Origin of the sequence: Nostoc sp. FACHB-133 (assembly GCF_014698055.1) — a bacterium.
Taxonomy (GTDB): Bacteria; Cyanobacteriota; Cyanobacteriia; order Cyanobacteriales; family Nostocaceae; genus Nostoc.
The window spans coordinates 81,435-101,999 of record NZ_JACJSH010000026.1; the positions used below are offsets into that span (position 1 = coordinate 81,435).

The 20,565-nt window shown below is 41.1% G+C and carries 20 protein-coding genes and 1 tRNA gene; 14 read left to right on the forward strand and 7 right to left on the reverse strand.

Annotated elements, in window-relative coordinates:
* Window positions 1-340 precede the first annotated feature (340 nt).
* From H6G86_RS21255 to H6G86_RS21270, 4 genes are all read left to right on the forward strand, one after another.
* Window positions 341-1,483, forward strand: a complete 1,143-nt coding sequence (locus H6G86_RS21255; protein WP_190935966.1) for a DUF8738 domain-containing protein — start codon at window positions 341-343, stop codon at window positions 1,481-1,483.
* A gap of 368 nt (window positions 1,484-1,851) precedes the next feature.
* Window positions 1,852-3,069 carry an RNA-guided endonuclease InsQ/TnpB family protein gene (locus H6G86_RS21260; protein WP_190935967.1) on the forward strand — a complete coding sequence of 406 codons (1,218 nt, stop codon included), beginning with the start codon at window positions 1,852-1,854 and terminating at the stop codon, window positions 3,067-3,069.
* A gap of 85 nt (window positions 3,070-3,154) precedes the next feature.
* Complete coding sequence (locus H6G86_RS21265) at window positions 3,155-4,411, forward strand: glycoside hydrolase family 10-like protein (protein ID WP_190935992.1); 1,257 nt, start codon at window positions 3,155-3,157, stop codon at window positions 4,409-4,411.
* A gap of 229 nt (window positions 4,412-4,640) precedes the next feature.
* On the forward strand, window positions 4,641-6,296 hold the full coding sequence (locus H6G86_RS21270; RefSeq protein WP_242064905.1) for a purple acid phosphatase family protein: 1,656 nt from the start codon (window positions 4,641-4,643) through the stop codon (window positions 6,294-6,296).
* 80 nt (window positions 6,297-6,376) lie between these two features.
* On the opposite strand, the gene H6G86_RS21275 is transcribed toward H6G86_RS21270, so the two are convergent.
* Window positions 6,377-7,309 (reverse strand): serine hydrolase, encoded by a 933-nt coding sequence (locus H6G86_RS21275; protein WP_190935969.1) that lies wholly within the window; start codon window positions 7,307-7,309, stop codon window positions 6,377-6,379.
* A gap of 9 nt (window positions 7,310-7,318) precedes the next feature.
* Here H6G86_RS21275 and H6G86_RS21280 point away from each other — a divergent pair, with 9 nt between their 5' ends.
* The 3 genes from H6G86_RS21280 to H6G86_RS21290 all read left to right on the forward strand — a co-directional run bounded on the left by H6G86_RS21280 (window position 7,319) and on the right by H6G86_RS21290 (window position 10,438).
* The gene (locus tag H6G86_RS21280; protein WP_190935970.1) at window positions 7,319-8,023 is read left to right on the forward strand and encodes a C40 family peptidase; all 705 of its coding nucleotides are present in this window, start codon (window positions 7,319-7,321) and stop codon (window positions 8,021-8,023) included.
* Between the two features lie 14 nt (window positions 8,024-8,037).
* A complete protein-coding gene (locus tag H6G86_RS21285) occupies window positions 8,038-9,051 on the forward strand; it encodes a glycosyltransferase family 2 protein (protein ID WP_190935971.1) in 1,014 nt (337 codons plus the stop codon).
* A gap of 112 nt (window positions 9,052-9,163) precedes the next feature.
* A complete protein-coding gene (locus H6G86_RS21290; RefSeq protein ID WP_190935972.1) occupies window positions 9,164-10,438 on the forward strand; it encodes an MFS transporter in 1,275 nt (424 codons plus the stop codon).
* Between the two features lie 38 nt (window positions 10,439-10,476).
* Here H6G86_RS21290 and H6G86_RS21295 read toward each other — a convergent pair.
* Window positions 10,477-10,550: transfer RNA gene (locus H6G86_RS21295), tRNA-Arg, on the reverse strand.
* Between the two features lie 33 nt (window positions 10,551-10,583).
* On the opposite strand from H6G86_RS21295, the gene moaC reads away from it, so the two are divergent.
* Complete coding sequence (gene moaC, locus H6G86_RS21300) at window positions 10,584-11,093, forward strand: cyclic pyranopterin monophosphate synthase MoaC (RefSeq protein ID WP_190935973.1); 510 nt, start codon at window positions 10,584-10,586, stop codon at window positions 11,091-11,093.
* A gap of 1 nt (window position 11,094) precedes the next feature.
* On the opposite strand, the gene H6G86_RS21305 is transcribed toward moaC, so the two are convergent.
* Window positions 11,095-11,292, reverse strand: coding sequence for a DUF2795 domain-containing protein (locus H6G86_RS21305; protein ID WP_114082018.1), 198 nt, complete (start codon window positions 11,290-11,292; stop codon window positions 11,095-11,097).
* 349 nt (window positions 11,293-11,641) lie between these two features.
* On the opposite strand from H6G86_RS21305, the gene H6G86_RS21310 reads away from it, so the two are divergent.
* From H6G86_RS21310 to H6G86_RS21320, 3 genes are all read left to right on the forward strand, one after another.
* On the forward strand, window positions 11,642-11,899 hold the full coding sequence (locus H6G86_RS21310; RefSeq protein WP_114082016.1) for a 2TM domain-containing protein: 258 nt from the start codon (window positions 11,642-11,644) through the stop codon (window positions 11,897-11,899).
* A gap of 119 nt (window positions 11,900-12,018) precedes the next feature.
* Window positions 12,019-12,327, forward strand: a complete 309-nt coding sequence (locus H6G86_RS21315) for a DUF3181 family protein (RefSeq protein WP_114082015.1) — start codon at window positions 12,019-12,021, stop codon at window positions 12,325-12,327.
* A gap of 278 nt (window positions 12,328-12,605) precedes the next feature.
* Window positions 12,606-12,821, forward strand: a complete 216-nt coding sequence (locus tag H6G86_RS21320; RefSeq protein WP_190935974.1) for an acetyltransferase — start codon at window positions 12,606-12,608, stop codon at window positions 12,819-12,821.
* A 47-nt stretch (window positions 12,822-12,868) separates the two neighbouring features.
* On the opposite strand, the gene H6G86_RS21325 is transcribed toward H6G86_RS21320, so the two are convergent.
* Window positions 12,869-13,339, reverse strand: a complete 471-nt coding sequence (locus tag H6G86_RS21325; RefSeq protein ID WP_190935975.1) for an ABA4-like family protein — start codon at window positions 13,337-13,339, stop codon at window positions 12,869-12,871.
* 122 nt (window positions 13,340-13,461) lie between these two features.
* The gene (cobW, locus tag H6G86_RS21330) at window positions 13,462-14,502 is read right to left on the reverse strand and encodes a cobalamin biosynthesis protein CobW (RefSeq protein WP_114082012.1); all 1,041 of its coding nucleotides are present in this window, start codon (window positions 14,500-14,502) and stop codon (window positions 13,462-13,464) included.
* A gap of 107 nt (window positions 14,503-14,609) precedes the next feature.
* Here cobW and H6G86_RS21335 point away from each other — a divergent pair, with 107 nt between their 5' ends.
* Entirely contained in the window at window positions 14,610-14,801 is a 192-nt protein-coding gene (locus tag H6G86_RS21335; protein WP_190935976.1) for a hypothetical protein, read from the forward strand.
* Between the two features lie 84 nt (window positions 14,802-14,885).
* Here the strand turns inward: H6G86_RS21335 and H6G86_RS21340 are convergent, their stop codons facing one another.
* Together H6G86_RS21340 and H6G86_RS21345 are read right to left on the reverse strand one after the other, a co-directional pair.
* The gene (locus tag H6G86_RS21340) at window positions 14,886-16,070 is read right to left on the reverse strand and encodes an acyl-CoA dehydrogenase family protein (RefSeq protein WP_190935977.1); all 1,185 of its coding nucleotides are present in this window, start codon (window positions 16,068-16,070) and stop codon (window positions 14,886-14,888) included.
* 636 nt (window positions 16,071-16,706) lie between these two features.
* The gene (locus tag H6G86_RS21345; RefSeq protein WP_190935978.1) at window positions 16,707-17,423 is read right to left on the reverse strand and encodes a biliverdin-producing heme oxygenase; all 717 of its coding nucleotides are present in this window, start codon (window positions 17,421-17,423) and stop codon (window positions 16,707-16,709) included.
* A gap of 559 nt (window positions 17,424-17,982) precedes the next feature.
* On the opposite strand from H6G86_RS21345, the gene glmM reads away from it, so the two are divergent.
* Both glmM and H6G86_RS21355 read left to right on the forward strand, forming a co-directional pair.
* A complete protein-coding gene (glmM, locus tag H6G86_RS21350) occupies window positions 17,983-19,455 on the forward strand; it encodes a phosphoglucosamine mutase (protein WP_190935979.1) in 1,473 nt (490 codons plus the stop codon).
* Between the two features lie 327 nt (window positions 19,456-19,782).
* Window positions 19,783-20,550, forward strand: a complete 768-nt coding sequence (locus H6G86_RS21355) for a glycosyltransferase family A protein (RefSeq protein ID WP_190935980.1) — start codon at window positions 19,783-19,785, stop codon at window positions 20,548-20,550.
* Window positions 20,551-20,565 lie beyond the last annotated feature (15 nt).

A 20,565-nucleotide genomic window follows, 5' to 3' on the forward strand; every position in this document is an offset into this window, starting at 1 on the left:
TAAATTGCGGTAGGATATAGGGCAATACAGTTCAGATAAGACCAAAACACTTGTAGAGACGGCGATTTATCGCGTCTCAAAACCCACGATTTTGTACAAATAGCGCTTAACCCAAGCTTATTGGGATATAGGGCGTTTTGATTGAGTGCAATTTTCATCCAGAATTTGTATAAGGAACAAACAATAAGTACATCAGCGTCTGTATTTATATCTGTTTCAGGACAAATATACTAAATTAATTCCAACTCCTGAAGTACTGGAATTATATATTTTATTGCCTACACGTGGTTGGATACTATTTCCCAGTTCTATAACTCTTGAGTAACATCGCTATATTACGATGAGAACCATGCTGAAAAAATACCTTAACACCAATCAAGGACGAATTTTCACTGCTTTGATTTTGACTGGAATTTTGTCTGTAACTAGCAGTTTAACGCTTATCAAAGATGCGACGGGAGCTTCTGCTAACTTCTTGTTAGAAACAAACAATGAAGTCCTCAAAGATAATAGTAAACCAAATCGCTTGCCACGTCCAGTAGCTAAGGCAGTACTGAGAGATTTAGCCCGCAAACAGGGAATTTTTACTAGCCAACTGCAAATTATTGATTATAGTCAACAGACTTGGCGCAATGGTTGCTTGGAACTGCCTCAATCTGATGAAATCTGCACCCAAGCCTTAGTTTCTGGTTGGCGGATTGTGGTGTCTAATGGCAAACAAAATTGGGTTTATCATACCAATAACAATGGGCGATCGCTACGTTTAGCTTCGGCAAATACTCCCTCTAAGAACCTGTCAGATGAATTACCTGCGTCTGTAAAAAATGCTGTTTTGCAAGCTGCATCCAGACGTTTGCAACAGCCAATTTCTCAGCTAACCATTATTCAGGCTCAACAGCAAACTTGGAGAAATGGCTGTTTAGAATTAGCTAATGCTGATGAACTCTGTACCCAAAATTTGGTATCAGGCTGGCGAGTAGTTGTTGGTGCGGTTGACCAAACCTTGGTTTATCATACTAATCAAACAGGTTCCGCAGTCAGACTGAATCAAAAGGCTAACGAAGGTACACTGGCCCCTGTGCAAATTCCAGCCAGTGAGTTACCGCCACCGTTAGATCGAGATATAGTATTTCGGCAAATCTCCAGTGGTGGTTTTGCTGGCAGAACCTACCAGACTGTCTTACTCAAAGATGGGCGATTGATTCGGGTGCGGATTGGTGATGCCAATGATTCTGAACGTAGTGTTCGCAGCGTTTCTGTCCAACAGGTGCAACAATTTCAGAGATATTTGGAACGCTCTAAATTTAGTAGATTCCAAAATTTAAGTTACCCAGCCCCCAGTGGTGCTGCTGACTATATCACCTACACTCTTACCAGCCAAAAGGGTACGGTTCAGTACAACGATATTTCTCAAAATAAACTGCCAACGAATTTACAAGCAGCAGTCAAAGCCTGGAATCAACTCGTAGCCAGCGCCCAATAAATGAGAAACCTCAGCAATGAGATTAAATAGCGATTGTTTTAGCTGAAACGGGCAGAAGCCCCACGACTCAGGCGAAGCCAAGCGTGGAATGAATGCTCGGACAAAAACGAAACACCCCTTGACCATATCAAACCGTAGATTTGACCGAGAGAGGGGTAGTTGAGTTTTTGTCAGTTTCCGCGTTGGGCAATCTATCAATCCAATCTTCTACTACTTGAGTTATTGTCTTCTCCTTGTTTACTGCGTATTGTCGCAACTTATTTAATCGTTTCTCAGACATTCTCACATTTAATCTAGTAGTTTTCATGTATGGCTACCCATTGTTGTCACATATAGGATAAACTACTTTTAACAAAAAGAGGTGGCAGTTGAGGACGGCATACCAGTACAAACTACGCCCAACAAAACAACAAGTGGCAGAAATAGATAGATGGTTATCTATGCTATGTGCCCAATATAATTACTTGCTGGCAGATAGATTTAATTGGTATGAGCAAAATCGTTGTCCGGTTAACGCTTGTCCTCTTGTTTGCCACCTACTAGAGTTGAGAGATAATCCCGACTATTATTCTCAAAAGAAAACATTACCCGAACTTAAGAAAACACATCCTCATTATGGTGATATTTATTCACAGGTATTGCAAGATATTGTTAAGCGAGTTAAGGTAACTTTTGATAAATTCTTAAAAGGGGATAGTAATGGTAAAAGAAGCGGTAAGCCAAGATTTAAACCTCGCAGTAGATACCGCACTTTCACATATCCACAAATAAAAGACGGATGTTTGGAAGGTAATTTAATTGATTTACCAAAACTAGGTAAAATCAAAGTTATCTTGCATCGTTCGTTACCTGATGGATTTAAGGTTAAAACGGCTTCTATTAGCAAAAAGGTTGACGGATATTACTTAACTCTCAGCCTGGAAGATTCTACAGTTCCAGAAATCAAACCAGATATTAACCCAAAATCAATAACTGGTATTGACATGGGACTGAAGGAGTTTTTAACAACTGCTGATGGAGAAACAGTAGCTATTCCTCAACCCTATCGCAAAGCACAAAAACGATTAAGAGTTATTCAAAAGCGTGTTTCACGACGCAATTCGGGAAGTAATCGCAGACAAAAAGCTATTAAGCGTTTGAGTAAACAGCATAAAAAGGTTGCTGATAAACGCAAAGACTTTCATTTTAAAACTGCTAATAATTTACTGAAAAAGTATGATGTAATTGCTCATGAAGACTTAAATATAAAAGGGCTTTCAAAATCTAAACTTGCAAAATCTGTACATGATGCTGGTTGGAGTAATTTTTTATCAAAACTGACAAACAAAGCCGAAAATGCTGGTTTGTTGGTAATCCCTGTTAAAGCATCTGGCACAACTCAAGAATGTTCTAGTTGTGGGGTAAAAGTCCCTAAAAAGTTGCATGAAAGATGGCATGAATGCAGTTGCGGTTGTTCTTTGGATCGTGATCATAACGCAGCCATTGTAATTAAAAATAGGTCGGTGGGGCATCCCGACTTTAAAGCTCAGTTAATGTCCGACGGGATACCGGGAGTCGCTGAGAAGCCCACACCTACAGCTTGCTGAGGTGTGGGAGTATGTCACCGCTTACAATCGAAACGATCGCTATTCATGCTGATTGTTCATAATTGGATAATGTCTGTAGCAAATGATGAAAAGGTTTGTCAAGTGGTGTGTTGATCCTTCTTGGTGGAATATTCGCCAAAGCAGAAAGTCGGGGTTATTTGCCGTTATCGTTACCTTGAGTGTGGTAGCTACGGTGATGCTATCGTTCCCATTGAACGCTCAAATTAATCTGCCGCCAAAACTAGCATCTGAGTTAAGGGGGGTGTGGTTAACGAATATTGATAGTGATGTGTTATTTGAGCGCGATCGCCTCAAGGGATCTTTGCAACGCCTTGATGAACTCAATTTTAACACCATATATCCGGCGGTTTGGAATTGGGGATATACATTGTATCCCAGTAAAGTTGCCCAAAAAGTAATTGGGCGATCGCTCGATCCCACACCCGGATTACAAGGGCGAGATATCCTCAAAGAAATTGTCGATGTGGGACATCAAAAAGGGCTAACAGTGATTCCCTGGTTTGAATTTGGCTTCATGGCACCAGCCGATTCCCTATTAGCTAAAAATCGTCCCCAATGGCTCACTAGCCGCAGCGACGGGACTCGGATTGTCAAAGAAGGCACGCATAACCGTGTTTGGCTAAATCCCTTTCGCCCAGAAGTACAACAATTTATCCAAGATTTAATCGTTGAAATTGTCAGAAACTACAATATTGATGGCATTCAATTTGATGACCATTTTGGCTTACCATCAGAATTAGGTTACGATGCTTACACAGTGGCACTTTACAAAAAAGAACACCGTGGTAAAGCTCCCTCCAAAAATTTTAGAGATCCAGAATGGGTGCGTTGGAGAGCTAACAAAATTACCGAGTTTATGAAACGGGTATTCAAAACCATCAAAGCTACTAAAAAAGATTGCCTAGTTTCCATTGCACCTAATCCTCAACGTTTTTCCTACGAGTTCTTTTTAGCGGACTGGCAAAAGTGGGAACGGCTAGGAATTATTGAAGACTTAGTTTTGCAGATATATCGTGATGATTTGAATGTTTTTGTTAACGAATTAGAATATCCAGAAGTGAAAGCAGCAAAGAGCCATATTCCAGTGAGTGTGGGCATTTTGGCTGGGTTAAAAAACCGATCTGTGCCGATGCAACAGATTCAGACACAAGTGCAAAAAATCCGCGATCGCAATTTTGCTGGAGTCTCCTTCTTTTTCTATGAATCCCTTTGGAATATGGGTAAAGAAAAGCCACAAGAACGTCAAACTGGCTTCCAGAACATTTTCCCCACACCTGTAGCTTACCCGAATTTGCTAGCAGGTTGGAAACCATTTAGTTAAGAGTCATTAGTCATTGGTCATTGGTTATTGGTCATTTGTCCTTGGTCATTAATCATTAGTACTAATGACTAAACGAACGAAGCTTGCGTTCAGTCGGTGAATACTCTAAAAATTTGGGATGTTACTCATGCTCAGACGCTTACACAGCCGTAAAATTTCCTTAGTGGCTATGCTTGCGCTTGTAATATGCCTTACTCTGGTAAGCGTGCGTTCATTTGGGCAAACAATTATGACATCAGCACCCCAACTGCTCACCGATCCATTTTTACAAGTGCCAACTGAAACCTCAGTGCAAGTAGTTTGGTTCACTGAGTTTGCTGGTGTTAACCACACAGTAACTTACGGTGAAAATCTTAAACAAACTGCTAAGGCAAATACTACTAAACTCAATCGCACTCGTGAAGACCAGCAATCAAGAGTTGGAAACCAAACCAAAGACGGTGAAGTTTATCAAAAACCAGTTCAGCGTGACATTTGGCGACATGAGGCTGAGGTAGGTGGGTTAACTCCTGGTGTGCGGTTAAACTATCGGGTTACGAGTGTGCGAGAAGACGGCGAGAGTATTAACAGTGATGTTTTTACCCTTGCAGCTACTCCCAAACCAGATACACCACTAAAAATTTTACTTACCTCAGATCATCAATTAAAGCCGATGACAGCAGCAAATCTGCAAAAAGTGGTAGAAACAGTTGGACGAGTTGATGGGGTGTGGTTTGCTGGTGATTTAGTGAATGTTAGCGATCGCGCCTCAGAATGGTTTGATGATAATAGTGGTGGTGCGTTGTTTCCCGGCTTACAAGGTCGTGCTACTTATGAAATGACGCACAACGACATTAAGATAACCTACACTGGTGGACAAATAATTCAACACGCACCCATGTTTACTTGCATTGGTAATCATGAGGTGATGGGGCGATTTGCCAGGATGGGAAGTTTAAATGATGAATTTGATGATACAATTCCCCGCGTCGTTGCTCAAAAAATTTATCGAGACAAATCTTTAATAGATAATTCTTTTAATACTAATACCTACGAAGAGATTTTCTCTTTACCAAAAAGTAAAGAGGGTGGAAAAAGGTATTATGCAGTTAGCTTTGGTGATGTACGTTTGGTAGTACTTTACGCTACGAATATGTGGCGGACTCCTAGCTTAGATGGAAAGCGTAAGGGTAGATATAGAGAAACTGAAAAGGATTTAAATAATCCTGAAGATTGGGGTTATGGACAGCTAATTTACGAGCCAATTGCTAAAGGCAGCAAGCAGTATAATTGGCTAGAAGCAGAACTCAACAGCCCTGAGTTTAAACAAGCAAAATACAAAGTTGTGATGTTCCATCATCCTCCCCATACTCTGGGTGATAATATAGTTCCTGCTTATACAGAACCTGTTCAAATAATTGAACGAGATGGTAATAATATTAAAGCTGTGCGTTACGAATACCCCAAAGATGCAGATTATATTATCCGCGATGTTGTGCCTTTATTAGAAGCGGCTAATGTGCAATTAGTATTCTATGGGCATTCCCATTTGTGGAATCGTTTTGTTAGTCCCAGTGGAATGCACTTTCTAGAAACATCTAATGTGGGCAATACTTACGGCGCTGCTTGGGGTGACAGAAAGCGAGAAGTGCCAATTGGATATCAAGAGGATTATGTTAAGGTTGGCGATCCCAATGGTTTGGAACCAATAGTGCCCACAATTGCCCCTTTGTTGGGTGAAGATGGAAAGCCGATACCTTATATTTCGAGTAATAATATTACGGTTTTTAGTATTTTTGATACGGGGGCAGGGACAATAAGTAGTTATCGCTTTGACACTCACAAACCTGATTCGGAAGTAGTGAAGTTTGACGAATTTAAGTTGAAATATAGCAATCCTATTTGATTTGTGAAAATCGTTAGCCTCAGATCCCCGACTTCTTGAAGAAGTCGGGGATCTTGTTATTCGCGAATGATTTAGGATTGCTAAAGATTGGCGATCGCATCAGCAACTAGCCCAGAAACAAAGGGCAAAATAGCCTGACTCTTAGCCTGCACTTTACCTTCAGTAAATACCACTAAGAGGTAAGGGCGCTGTTCCGGTAACTCAATATACGCTGCATCATGGCGAACTTGACTTGTCCAGCCTGCTTTTGACCAAATTTGAGCATTTTTAGGAATTCCACCACCCAAGAAACCTGTTACTTGATTCTCCTCGGTGTCAGTGGGTAAATCATTGAGAGGACGTTTGAGTAAAGCCATCATTGCTTGCGATCGCACACTGGAAACCGCCACGCCACCTACAATACTATGCAATAACCTAGCGATCGCATTTGTTGTCAACATATTGCGATTTTCTAGTAACTCTCCCGCAAATGCCCGTTCTCGTCCATAAGGCCCATCACCCCAGGTTTTTTGACAGACATTAATCGTCTCCATTTCTTCCCAACCCAAAGATTGATAATAGCGGTTAACGATATTACGCTGATATTTCCAGGTTTCAAAGGGCCCGGTTGGTAATTCGGGCCCGGATGTAGTACCACTTAAAATATCCACAACCAAGCTGGTAGCATCGTTACTAGAATCGACAATCATATCCCGCAAGGCGCGTTCCAATTCCTTGGAGGTCTGACTCATGCCTTTTTCTAGCCATTCATTTACCGCCACCAGGTAAAATAGCTTGACTACACTGGCGGGATAAATCCGTTCAACACCGCGATAAGTAAAACCACGGACTGGATGATCCCAAAAAGCGTTGGGAGTCAGCGCCCCACCAGTATTTACTAGCACTGGTGGATCGTAAACAACCCAAGTCAGGGCAATTTGATTCCGGGCTAAAGTCGGAAATGCTGCCCAAGTTGCATCTAAAATGCCATTACCAATATTTTCGAGTTGTTCGTCTTTATTAAAAAAAATCATTCTCTAATAATGTCCTTTAATCTAAAATCCGAAATCCAAAATCCAAAATTAGGGGAGTATCAGTGTTTAGCTGACCTAAATTTATATGATTCTCCTGAATGTACACGTTTAGCAACTCAATCTGCATCTGGGAGGCATTTGTGGGTAACATCAAATCGTCAAAATTTAGCGGTCGAGGTGTATTTGTGTGAAGATGACTATCCGGGATGGTTATCTCTTTCAGATTTTGATTCATTACAACCTGCTACTGTACCTTATCAGGCTGCAACATTTTCTGAATCTGAAATTAAGAAACTCCTCGCAGAGGTCATCGCCTTTACCCAAAAAGCGATGCAACAATCAAATTATTACCTTTGGGGTGGTACGGTTGGGCCAAATTATGACTGTTCTGGATTGATGCAGGCGGCGTTTGCTTCGGTGGGGATTTGGCTACCTAGAGATGCCTATCAACAGGAAGGATTTACCCAACCAATTACGATTGCAGAACTAGCACCCGGGGATCTGGTATTTTTTGGAACTAACCAAAAAGCAACCCATGTCGCACTTTATTTGGCGGATGGTTATTACATCCATAGTTCTGGTAAAGATCAGGGACGGGATGGAATTGGGGTTGATATTCTCTCGGAACAGGGAGATGCTGTTAGTCTGTCGTATTATCAGCAGCTCCGAGGTGCTGGTAGAGTTTTTAAGAGTTACGAACCACAGAGACGCTGAGGACGCAGGGGTATATGAGGAGTGGGAAGGTTTATCAAGGGTTGAGTGAGGAGAATGGGGTGATTTCGGCTATTGTCCCAGATGTTTCGGTGGTGGTGCCGATACATGATGAGGTGGAAAGTTTGCCGCTTTTATTAGAAGCGATCGCATCTACTTTATCTTCTAGCCAGGTAAATTATGAAATCATCTGTGTGGATGATGGTTCTACAGATGGTTCCGGGGATTTTCTGAAAAAAGAGGCGCAAAACCGCACTGATTTAAAGGCGGTAATTTTGCGTCGCAATTACGGACAAACTGCGGCGATGGCTGCTGGATTTTATTATGCAGTCGGAAAAGCGATCGTTACTTTAGATGCCGATCTCCAAAATGATCCGGCTGATATCCCTATGTTATTAGCAAAGCTGGATGAGGGTTACGATTTGGTAAGTGGTTGGCGGCAAAATCGCCAAGATGGTGCTGTAAATCGGTTACTTCCTTCCAAAATTGCTAACTGGCTAATTCGTCGCACTACTAGCGTGAATATTCATGATTATGGCTGTTCGCTGAAAGCTTATCGTGCAGAACTGTTGGCAGATATGAACCTCTACGGTGAACTACACCGATTTTTACCGGCTTTGGCGTACATCGAAGGAGCTAGAATTACTGAAATACCCGTGCGTCATCACGCCCGTCGTTTTGGTCGCAGTAAGTATGGGATTTGGCGGACATTCCGGGTGTTGATGGATTTGTTAACCATTCTATTTATGAAAAAATTCCTCACCCGTCCGATGCACGTTTTTGGGCTGTTGGGCTTGATTTCAATGGTTTCAGGCACAGTGATCGGAATTTACTTGACTTTTGTCAAATTAGCTTTAGGTGAGATGATTGGCAATCGCCCCTTGCTAAGTTTAGCTGTTCTCCTGCTAGTAACTGGGGTGCAGTTATTTTGCTTTGGTCTTTTAGCAGAATTGCTTATGCGTACATACCATGAATCTCAAGGGCGGCCTATCTATCGCGTGCGAGAAGTAGTAGCAAAAAATGTTAAGTAACGTAACAATAGTAATGATTAGTCATTAGTCATTAGTCATTAGTCATTAGTCATTGTTCAAATAACAAAGGACAAATGACAAATGACAAACAACTCATCCAATTGCATCTACCTTGAAAGCACTTAATACTTTTGACACCGAACTACGGCGCAACCTGCTGGTTTTATTTACAGCAGGTTTATTATTCTGGTCGAGTTTGTCTTCGCTCTTACCAACCTTACCGCTTTACATCGATGATGTGGGCGCAAGCAAGCAAGAAATTGGGATTGTGATGGGCAGTTTCGCCATTGGGTTATTGCTATTTCGCCCAATGCTGGGACGGTTAGCCGATGAACGTGGTCGAAAAATTGTCTTGTTGATTGGTACGATAGTAGCTACGATCGCACCTTTTGGTTACTTGGCAACTCAATCAATTGGGCTGTTGATCATGGTGCGGATTTTTCACGGTATTAGCGTTGCTGCTTTTACAACTGGCTACAGTGCCTTAATCGCAGATTTAGCTCCCGCAGAAACTCGTGGCGAAATCATTGGTTACATGACACTAGGAACTCCCCTTGGTTTAGCAATTGGCCCTGCCTTGGGTGGGTATTTAGAAGCTACAAGTGGTTACGGAATATTATTTCTGGTATCTGCGGAATTGGGTTTTTTCGCTCTCTTGGGAATTGTACAAGTCATAAATCCGCCAGTGCAGACACAAGAGCAAACGGAGGCAGAGGATGTCTACGACGGGCTACGCCTACGCAATTATTGGCAAATTTTGAACAGTCCACAGGTGAAAGTTCCAACTCTAGTTATGTTGCTGGTTGGTTTGTCCATCGGTGCTGTACATACCTTTGTCTCGTTGTTCCTCAAATCCAGTCAGGTAGACTTCAATGGCGGACTGTTTTTTACAGCTTCGGCAATTTCTAGTTTTAGTATCAGGATATTTGCTGGTAAAGCAAGCGATCGCTTTGGTCGTGGTTTGTTTATCACCTTTGGTATTTTTTGTTATGTTTTAGCGTTAATCCTGCTGTGGCAGGCTCACAGTCCGATGGTTTTCTTATTGGCTGCGATCGCTGAAGGTGCTGGTGGTGGTACACTAATCTCGATGATGATCGTGATGATGGCAGACCGTTCACTGCCAGAAGAACGGGGACAAATTTTTGCTCTATGCATAGCTGGACTTGACCTCGGAATTGCGATCGCTGCTCCTCTTTTGGGCATCATCGCAGAACAAGTCGGCTACCGCGATATGTTTGGCTACGGTGCTGCGATGACTTCTGTTGCACTTGTCATCTTCGTCACCCAGTCGAGCAAAAACCTACCCAACTCCCTGCGCTTTGCACTAGGTCTAGCTCCAGATGCTTATGCCTTGAAAAACTTAAAAGTTAGGAGTGAGGAAATTTAATTCCTCACTCCTAACTTTTGACTCTTAGCCTGATAAAACGGGCGAGGAGGGATTCGAACCCCCGACACCGTGGTCCGTAGCCACGTGCTCTAGTCCACTGAGCTACACGCCCTCACCGACAATCTATATTAACACGTTCAACTAAATGACGCAAGATAATTTTCTATCTAATTTTGCCAGCTTAACTCATCTAGATCAACACGGACAGGCACAGATGGTAGATGTGTCTGATAAAGCACCCACCATCCGCCAAGCAGTAGCTGCTGCCAATGTGCGAATGCTACCAACAACCTTTGCTGCTATTCAAGCCGGAAATGTCCCAAAAGGTGATGTATTAGCAACTGCAAGATTGGCTGGGATTATGGCAGCCAAGCAAACAGCCGCTTTAATTCCTCTATGTCATCCGTTGCCTTTGCAAAAAATAGCGGTCGAAATTATACCCGACCCGCAACTACCTGGTTATCAAATTCAAGCCACAGTCAAAACTAAAGCTGAAACTGGTGTAGAGATGGAAGCCTTAACTGCTGTTTCTGTAGCTGCGCTGACTTTATACGATATGGCAAAAGCCTTAGAGAAGTCGATTCAAATTGAATCGATTCGTTTAATAAGTAAGAGTGGCGGGAAATCAGGAGATTATTCCCCGCCAGAGCAATAACCTAGATTATCTCACCTATAGTTTTGTTGAGATCAGCTGGGCTATCAAACTCCTCATCATCTGGCAGTTTCTCTAACAGAGAAATAATCTCCTTATCTGCCCCTTGCTTTTTAGCGTGCTTAATCAAGTCTTTCTTTCCAGCAGGGTAGTCAACACCTTTTAAGTGTTTTTGCATTTCAACTGGGTTTGCCTTAGCCATTTTTATTCACCTCTAAAGGTTCTTTCCATATTCACAAGTGGATATATTTGCTCCCTCTATCAAACAGATGAATCATTTTTAACTGAGATAACTTAAAAGGTCATCCACTAGGTTGATGAATTATCTATAGGGCATGGGGCATTGGGAAGAGGCAGAGGGGCAGAGGAGCAGGGAGCAGAGGGGAAAGAAAAGAGGCAGAGGGGCAGGGACAACGGAGCAGGGGGGAAAGAGGTAATTTTGTATTCTCTCCCTTGCCCCCTGCTTCTTCCGGTTGTAAGGGTCTAATAGCAACCACTGCCACAAAAACCTTAGAATAAATAGGGTGTATTTAAATCTGTAACAAATATTTATGCCTCCTCGTTGGCCTCGCAAACCCGATCGCAAAGACGCTGATTATCGTAAGATCGATGATCGGATGAATTTTGCCACCCACGTAGCGATCGCTGCTACGATTAACTCTGGCTTGTGGTTTTTCCACATTTTGAAAGGCACTACCTGGGAGTGGCTGCCCTGGGTGACTTTAAGTTGGACAGGAATAGTGTTAGCGCATCTGATTTATATTAGTGCGATCGCTAACTACACCGAAACTCCACCCAAATCCACCTGAAGACGGACTACTAATGCTGGGGCGATTGTAACCTGTGGTAGTGGAATCAGCCTTTTAATTGAGTGATAATGTAAAAAAGCCTGAGATTTCGCACTTTTTCTTAATGTAGGGTTATTTTTATGGCTAAGACTAACACCACGGAATTACTAGAAGCCCTAGCAGCTGAAATTGGCGAAAATGTCTACATAGACATTGCCAAATGGCATCTTTATCTATCCAATGCCAAACTGCATACCCTTGTTGCCGAACGACTCTATCCTTTAATTACTTCCAACAGTGTAAATGAAGACCAAGTTTTAAAAGTCTTGGAATCGATTTCAGTAAAAATTGGCGGCGGTAGAAGTGAAATTCCTTTAATCGATTTACTGCCACTGCAATGCCAGGTTACTTTAGTTGATATTTTAGAAAAATATCAACGCGAGTTCTAATTGCTAAAACCAAGATTATCTTAGTTTGACAATTTTATTAATCAGCATTTCCTAATTCTATTTTAGTTGCTGAATTAGGTATATCTTTGCTGTATCTATTTTATAAAAGTTAACTCTAAAGACACACAGATGAATATCGTGTAATTTCTGTGTGGATTTCTGATAAAAATTTCCTTTAATAATTAAGGAATATCCGCGTTCAAAATCAGTTTAGATTTGAGCGAGTTTATATTGAGACTCGCTTTGAACTTTCATGCAAACTCATTGAGGCAATTTCTATGCTTTTACAAGTCAAAGATAGTGGCGAATTAGTCAAGATTGTTGAAATTCAGGAATTAATTGACCCGAATAATGATGTTGTTCATGCAAAAGACCAAGAAGGTCAAGAAGAACAGCAACTTGATACTTTTAAAAAGGAAAATCTCGTTTTTCCTTCGGGTGAAGTTCTACCACGCTGTTGGTTAGATGCCGACTATAGACACGACAACGGTTAATTATTAAAGTAGGGTAGCACAGCTATCCTACCCTACTACGTGCCAGATTATGAGGCAGCTTTTTCTCCTACTGTCACCGTTTCATTCTGCTCAAATTTCGGGAAAAATGTCTTAGCAATCCAGTAAGTCAAGATATGAGACAGTAATCCCATAGGGCCAGCAAACAAACACAGTGCAAGAGAGTGAATTGTCCAAATACCTGTTTTTTGCCCTTCCCAATAAATCCAACGGCCGACGAATAAATCCATCACTAAAAAATGAATCCAACCTGTTGCAGCAGCCGTTTCATCTGTAAAGAATCGTGCAATATCAGCTAATTGAGGATTTGATAAAGCTTGGGCATTTTCTGGCGTAATACTGCTGATAAACAAATACAAATACGCTCCGGCTAACAGCACAAAGGGTAAATATGATGACATTATCTGCCGTGTAACTTTCCAGTTTGGCAATAAAATCATTAGCGCCCAAAATGGCAAAACGAAAAGGTTGGCGACGTTAAATAGCTGAGAGATCGTCATATTTTTGTAAAGTGAAGAATTTTCAGTTATTATTTGTTTTGAATTAACGAGTGATTCCTAACTCGTATCTTCTCAGAATATAGATCCCCGACTTCTTAAAGAAGCCGGGGATCTGACTATACTTATAAAGCTACAAGTTGCGATTCGATTTCTGAAGACTTCAAATCACGTCCGATAAAAACTAAGCGGGTTTGCCTGGCTTCTTCAGGTTTCCAGGGGCGATCGTAAAATTTATCAAATCGGGTTCCTACACCTTGCATTACCAAACGCATAGATTTATTTGGCACTGCGACAAAGCCTTTTATCCGGTAAATTTCTTGTTGTTGTGCTAATTTCTCTAACTGCTGTTGCAGCTTTTCTGGATCAAAGGTACGATCCAAAACTAAATTAGTTGAAGTAATTTCTTCGTCGTGATTGTGGTCTTCTTCGGTATCGTGATGACTAGGACGAGAATCTAAATTATCTTCAACTGCGGCTTGGAATCCTAATAATATAGATGCGTCTAGTTGAGAACGATCGCTCTCGACAATCTTCACCACTCTGGGCAACTCTTGCTTAATTAATTCCTCAACTCTCGCTTTTGTCTCAGCATCCACCAAGTCAATTTTATTTAACACCACTAAGTCTGCACAAGCAAGTTGGTCTTCAAACAGTTCTTGCAAGGGTGTTTCATGTTCTAGATTATCATCTGCTTGGCGCTGGGCTGCGATCGCATCTGGATCGCTAGCAAATGTCCCTGCTGCTACCGCCGCACAATCTACCACCGTAATTACCGCATCCACAGTGGCGGCGTTGCGAATTTCTTGCCAGCGAAAAGCCTTCACCAATGGTTTTGGTAAGGCTAAACCAGAGGTTTCAATCAAAATGCAGTCGATGCTATCCCGCCGCTTGATTAACTCTTGCATCGTCGGGTAAAACTCTTCCTGTACGGTGCAACATAAGCAGCCGTTGGTTAATTCAAAGATATTAGTGTCGCCCTCACCATCTTCGGGGCAAATTTGACAGGATTTTAATAATTCACCATCAATACCGAGTTCGCCAAATTCATTGACTAAAACGGCAATGCGACGACCTTGGTTGTTTTGTAGCAGGTGGCGAATTAGGCTGGTTTTTCCACTACCTAAGAAGCCTGTAATCACTGTGACAGGAATTTTCGTTGCCATATTTTTGCCTGATTTTCTCAGTATGAGAAGTTTTACGGGTTACAAACTTAAATACTGAGATTAAGCTTGGTTTGAAGATTGACTTAGTTATTTTAAGCTGAAAGTCTATGGTTAGCCTGAAAATATTGCCACGTCGCCAAATGGCAAAACTTTACATCAAACTTGGCAGAGAGATTTCTTATGGTGAATCTGGTGATGGCTCAAAACAAGAGGCGGCAGCAGTTTTTCGAGCAGTGCTACAAATAAATCTAGAAAACACTGAAGCTCAATATGCTCTCAAGAACTTAATTGCTTCTTAAAGGATTTTCAACAAATAATAAACTATCCAATCTTGTGAAGTGGGCAACATAAGCGTCTTTAGCTTGATGAAAGAATCGCTATAACTATGAATAAAAGTTGGGTTTTGGCAGTTCATCATTTAATGCCCACTTTCCGATTTCTTGGATTTTGTAATCTACTGGATCGTGCAGAGTGAATGTGCGGAGATTACGCCAATAACGATCAAAGCCATATTTGGCACTAGTAGCGCGTGCGCCCATAACTTCAAATATCCGGTTGGTAATGTCTAAACCAACTTTAGTTGCGAAGACTTTGGCAGTAGCAACCAAAAGCGCACATTCTGCCCGTTGTTCGGCGGTAAGTGACCATTCCCGCTCCCAAGCTGCTTGTAGTAATTCTCCCGCCTGCTCAGTAAGATACACGCCTGCTTGGAGATCAACCCAGATTTTGCCATAGTTTTGAAGGATGTAAGGATCTTGGGTTGCACTCTCTACACCTGATGTCAGCCAAGGTTTGGTATTAGTGGAAGTATATGTTTTAGCCGCTTCAAATGCTCCCTGTGCAATTCCCAGGTAGATATTAGCAAGATTCAATTGAGTTAAGCAGGCACGAATAGTATTGAAGGGTTGATTGGCTTTGTCTCTACTACCAAGAATTTCTTCAGGGTATACCAACACATTTTCAAAAGTAACACTACCACTATCTGTTTGGCGTTGCCCCATATTATCCCAATCATGATGAACTGTAACGCCTTGCCGTTGGGTGGGAATTGCCAAAATATTCAATTCACCAGTTTCTTGATGAGTGGCAGCGATCGGCAATATATCCGAGTCTTGAGAGCCTGAGCAAAAGCTTTTAATGCCGTTGAGACGGAAATAATCATTTTCTGGTGTCAGAGTAGTTCTTTTATCTAAAGGGTTAAGGGCATTGCACCAAAACCAATTGTTGTGAATAGTTTCTGAGTAATATCGCTGTTTTTGCTGTGCTGAACCAAAGATATGAGGAATAACGACACCTAGATGGTGGTAAGAAAAGACGTGAGCAATAGAGCTATCAACTTTGGCAAACTCGCGGGTAATTTGCAGAACAGTAATCCAGCTTTGTCCTAAACCACCGTATTCTGTGGGTACGATCAGTTTCAGTAAGTTGCTTTGGCGCAAGCGATCGCGTTCATGTTTTGGTGTTCCCCCTTGGGCATCCCGCTCTACAGCAGTTTCGGCAAATTCCTTTGCTAAAGACTTAGCTAAATCAAGATAATTTTGAGACTCTTCAGTTTCGATTAATTGCATATCTTGCAACTTCTCCTACTAACCTTCTGTGAGGAGCAACTATAAATTTGGCTGGAAAATTTTTAATCCTGTATTTGGGAACCGTATCGATCCCACCCTCAAACCTCAATGGTCTTGGTTACTAAAAACTTTAAATCGGAGGTTGGAAGGAAAATATGGTATTTCACTATTTGATGTAGATTTCTGGACGATGATTATTCTTTAAGACTTGTTTACAATCTACTAAATCTAGATTATCACTTTCATCAAGTTTCTTTTGCAAGTGAATTTTCTAGCAGCTATTTTATCGAGGAGCAATTTAGCCGACATATAAAAGTTCTGTATGATAGATATGATTTACCGCTACAAGATAAAGATAGCGATCGCACAGCAATATCCAGTTTAGGATGAAGATCGCCCAGAAATTACCTAATTTTGAATCCTAAATCTAAAATCGAATGGCTCCTAACTCCTTTAATCACAATTGAGGGGCAATCTCCCCATGCTTGCTTTCACGAATAGAAAACAGTCACAAGGCTATTGCCCCTAAATATTTTGAGCGTTAATCGCTCTTATTCCAGAAATATCTATGAATTATCTTGCATCAGGCTATCTGGACTTAGACTCCACACACCATACTCCGCAATGTCAATACCGTTACTCAGCAGTGACGAGTTCAGTACTACCGCGTGTCCGTCGGCGTGTGAGGCTGTTGAACACCATTACACCGATCGCTTTAATCAAATTGCCTTCCAATTCTTGGAACATCTTCATGTTCGTTCCAAAGGCGGCGTTTGCTTCTTCAACAATGCGATCGGTTGCCGCATCGTCAAGGGGTAATTCATCCAGAATTTGGCGATACTTTGCTTTAAATCCCTTCTCATCAGGAATTTCTGGAAACTCATAAAAAGCTGTTCCTTGCCCATCAGACAAATTCATCGCCGTTACAGCAATGTTTTTGAGAATTTGTCCCCCAGATAAGTCGCCCAAGTAACGAGTATATGAATGAGCGATTAACAGTTCTGGTTCTGTGGCAGAGATTTCTCGGATGCGCTTTACATAAGCTTCACCTGCGGAAGATAGTTTGATTTGCTCTCTCCAGTTAGCACCAAAGTAATAACTCAGGTCTTGCTCTAAGGTATACTTGCGGTTTAGCTGGGGAAAGTTGATTTTAGAAAGAATTGGGTGCTGGCGGTGCTTTTCCATTTCTTCTTCCATCGCTGAGTAGACGAAGTAGAAGTTAGCAACTAGTTTCCGGTAAGAGTTTTTTTCTACTACTCCTTTTAAAAAGCACTTGACAAAACCTACATTTTCTGCCATTGTGTGGGCTTTCTTAGTGCCTACACGTAATTTGGTTGCTAAATTGCTGCTCATGCTAAATTTCTCAACTTTAAAAAGTTAACTGCCGAGTTTTAATTCACTAACGGCTAAAAAAGCCATTAAAACGTTACCTTAAAACTATTTGATGAGAATTTATATTAAAATTTTTTAAGCGGCGATGACTTTGTAGTTTTTTACACAGCAATAAAAGTACGGTAATATAACTTTACATTCCGGTGTTTTGATTTTCTGTTGTTATAAGCTAACTTTTGCTTTCATTATTAGTTTTTCTAAAAATATTCATAATGAAATCTAGGTAATATTCCTTACATTGTATTTCTTGTTCATAGCATTGCAAAATGTGAACTAAATACAGATAAAAATCACGACTCAAGCTAATGGCATAAAAGGAATAATTAGCTAAAATATGGAGACTTTACTAATAATGTAAAAACCAATACTGGCTTCATGAAATATTTACAATTAGAAAGTCTGTAATTCAGTATAATTACGTAAAAGCAGACGAATTTCTAAAGAGAAAAAGCATGTCAAAATTGCTGAATAAAGTCTAAAGCGCTATTTTTCAGTGTGATTGTGTGGAGTGTTTAAATATATGGTTTCATCTATAACTCGGATACCAGGCATTCCTGGAGATTCTCCTTCCGAAGCTGAAGGATTGGGCAAAGGGATTGAAAGCAGTTTTGGACTGAATTTAATCCCACTACCGGCAAATCCTTTATTTGGTACAGATGGCATTCGCGGGCGAGTCGGAGAATTGCTGAGTGCGCCCTTAGCATTGCAAGTTGGTTTTTGGACGGGGATTGTTTTACGTAACCATGCTACTCAAATAGGGCCAGTCATTCTCGGACAGGACTCTAGAAACTCCAGCGATATGCTAGCAATGGCTTTGAGTGCAGGGTTAACAGCAGCAGGATTAGAAGTTTGGTATTTGGGATTATGTCCCACTCCTTGCATTGCCTATCTCACCAGCATCAGTGATGCGATCGGTGGAGTAATGATTTCTGCTAGCCACAATCCCCCAGAGGATAATGGAATTAAGGTTTTTGGTGCAAATGGTGGAAAGTTACCGCAAATATTACAGGCAGAAATAGAAGCGGGACTGCGTGGGAAAATATCACCTATTGCTAAAGTCAGTAATTGCGGACGACATTACTCACGTTTTGAGTTAGTGGGGCATTATGGCGAGGCGTTAAAAAAACCCTTAAACAGTGCCCTCAATCTTCAGGGAATGAAGATTGTTTTAGATTTGGCGTGGGGTGCAGCAGTGGGGTTAGCGCCATCAGTCTTTACAGAAATGGGGGCAGAGGTGATCTGCTTGCATAACGAAGCAGATGGCGATCGCATTAATGTTAACTGCGGTTCCACTCATTTAGATATTCTTGCCGCCACAGTCCAAGAACACAACGCCGATATCGGCTTTGCCTTTGATGGCGATGCCGATCGCGTCTTAGCAGTAGACAATACTGGCAGACAAGTTAACGGCGATTACATTCTCTACCTGTGGGGACGGCATTTACAAAAAAACCAACAACTACCAGACAACTTGATTGTATCTACAGTCATGGCCAACTTGGGCTTTGAAAAAGCTTGGCAACAAATTGGTGGTAAATTAATTCGTACCGCAGTCGGCGATCAATACGTACAAGCCGAAATGCAGCGAACTGGGGGAATGTTAGGCGGCGAACAATCAGGTCATATTCTTTGCCGTCATTATGCTGTAACTGGAGATGGCTTGTTAACAGCCTTGCATATCGCAGCTTTGGTGAAAGAAGCGGGTGTTTCCCTAGCAGAATTAGTAGATCAAAGCTTCCAGACATATCCGCAAATATTGCGAAACGTGCGAGTTACAGATCGCGATCGCCGTTTGGGGTGGCAAGATTGCGAACCGGTGCAACAAGCGATCGCTCTTGCTGAAGCGGCAATGGGTGATTCTGGTAGAATCTTGGTTCGCGCCTCTGGTACAGAACCAGTAATCAGAGTCATGGTAGAAGCTGCCAATGCCGAACTTACCAACTACTGGACAAATGAATTAGTTTCAAAAGTCCAGCAACATCTGATGGACTAAATTAGCTATTATCTCAGCTTTTAACAAACGCCAATTTCCCGTCACAGCTTCTACAAATTAACCAGCCTTGGTTATCTGTAGAAGCTGTGACATTTTTATTTGTATTGTTATATAATGTCCGACTAATTAATTATCAAAAAACTCACCACGTCATCACATCAGTCTGAACGTGTTATTATTTACTTCGAGATTCTTCCCTATAAAACTCATATTTTATTTTTAAACAAACTCAGCAATACTCAAAAATGCTTCTTTTACTATTGCCTCTTAAGCAAATTAACTTTAAAACTCAAAGCAGATTCCTAAACTTTATCCAAGGATAATATCATGCTTGTTTTTGTTATCCCACTTAAAAGTGCAAAATTTTCCAATTCCTGGGAACGTGTTACCCAATTATTTGAAAGATGCATTAAATCAGTTTGTAACCAAACCTCACCTAACTTTCACGTTATTGTTGTTTGTCACGAAAAGCCAAAAATAGAATTCACCCATTCTCATATTACATATCTTACAGTTGATTTTTCTCCTCCCAACGAGACTAACCCTGTAGCGAAAGGAGACACAGATAAAGGGCGTAAAATCCTGAAAGGATTGATTTATGCTCAACAATTTTCTCCGACTCACACTATGGCAATTGATGCTGATGATTGTGTCAGCAAAAAATTAGCCCAATTTATTCAACAACATCCTGATTCTGATGGATGGGTTATTAACAAAGGTTATAAATATCAGGAAGGTAGTAAATATGTATATATTAAAAGAAGGAATTTTTATAAGATGTGCGGTAGTTGTAACATTATTCGCTACGACCTGAACTATTTGCCCGAAAGCGCAGAGTATAATCGTGGCTACGGATACTATAGATATTATATAGATCACGGTAAAGTTAGAGATATTTTAGAGAATAAAGGAAAAGCTATTAAATCATTACCATTTCCAGGAGCAGTTTATATTCTGGACACAGGAGAAAACCTTTTTGATAATTCCAAAAGATTAAAATTTAACATTTTTAATCGCAAATTATTAAATCAATCAGTTAAGGACGAATTTGGATTGTACAACTTACAGCAATCCCAAAATATTTGTCAAGTATAATGTATTACCTTGATG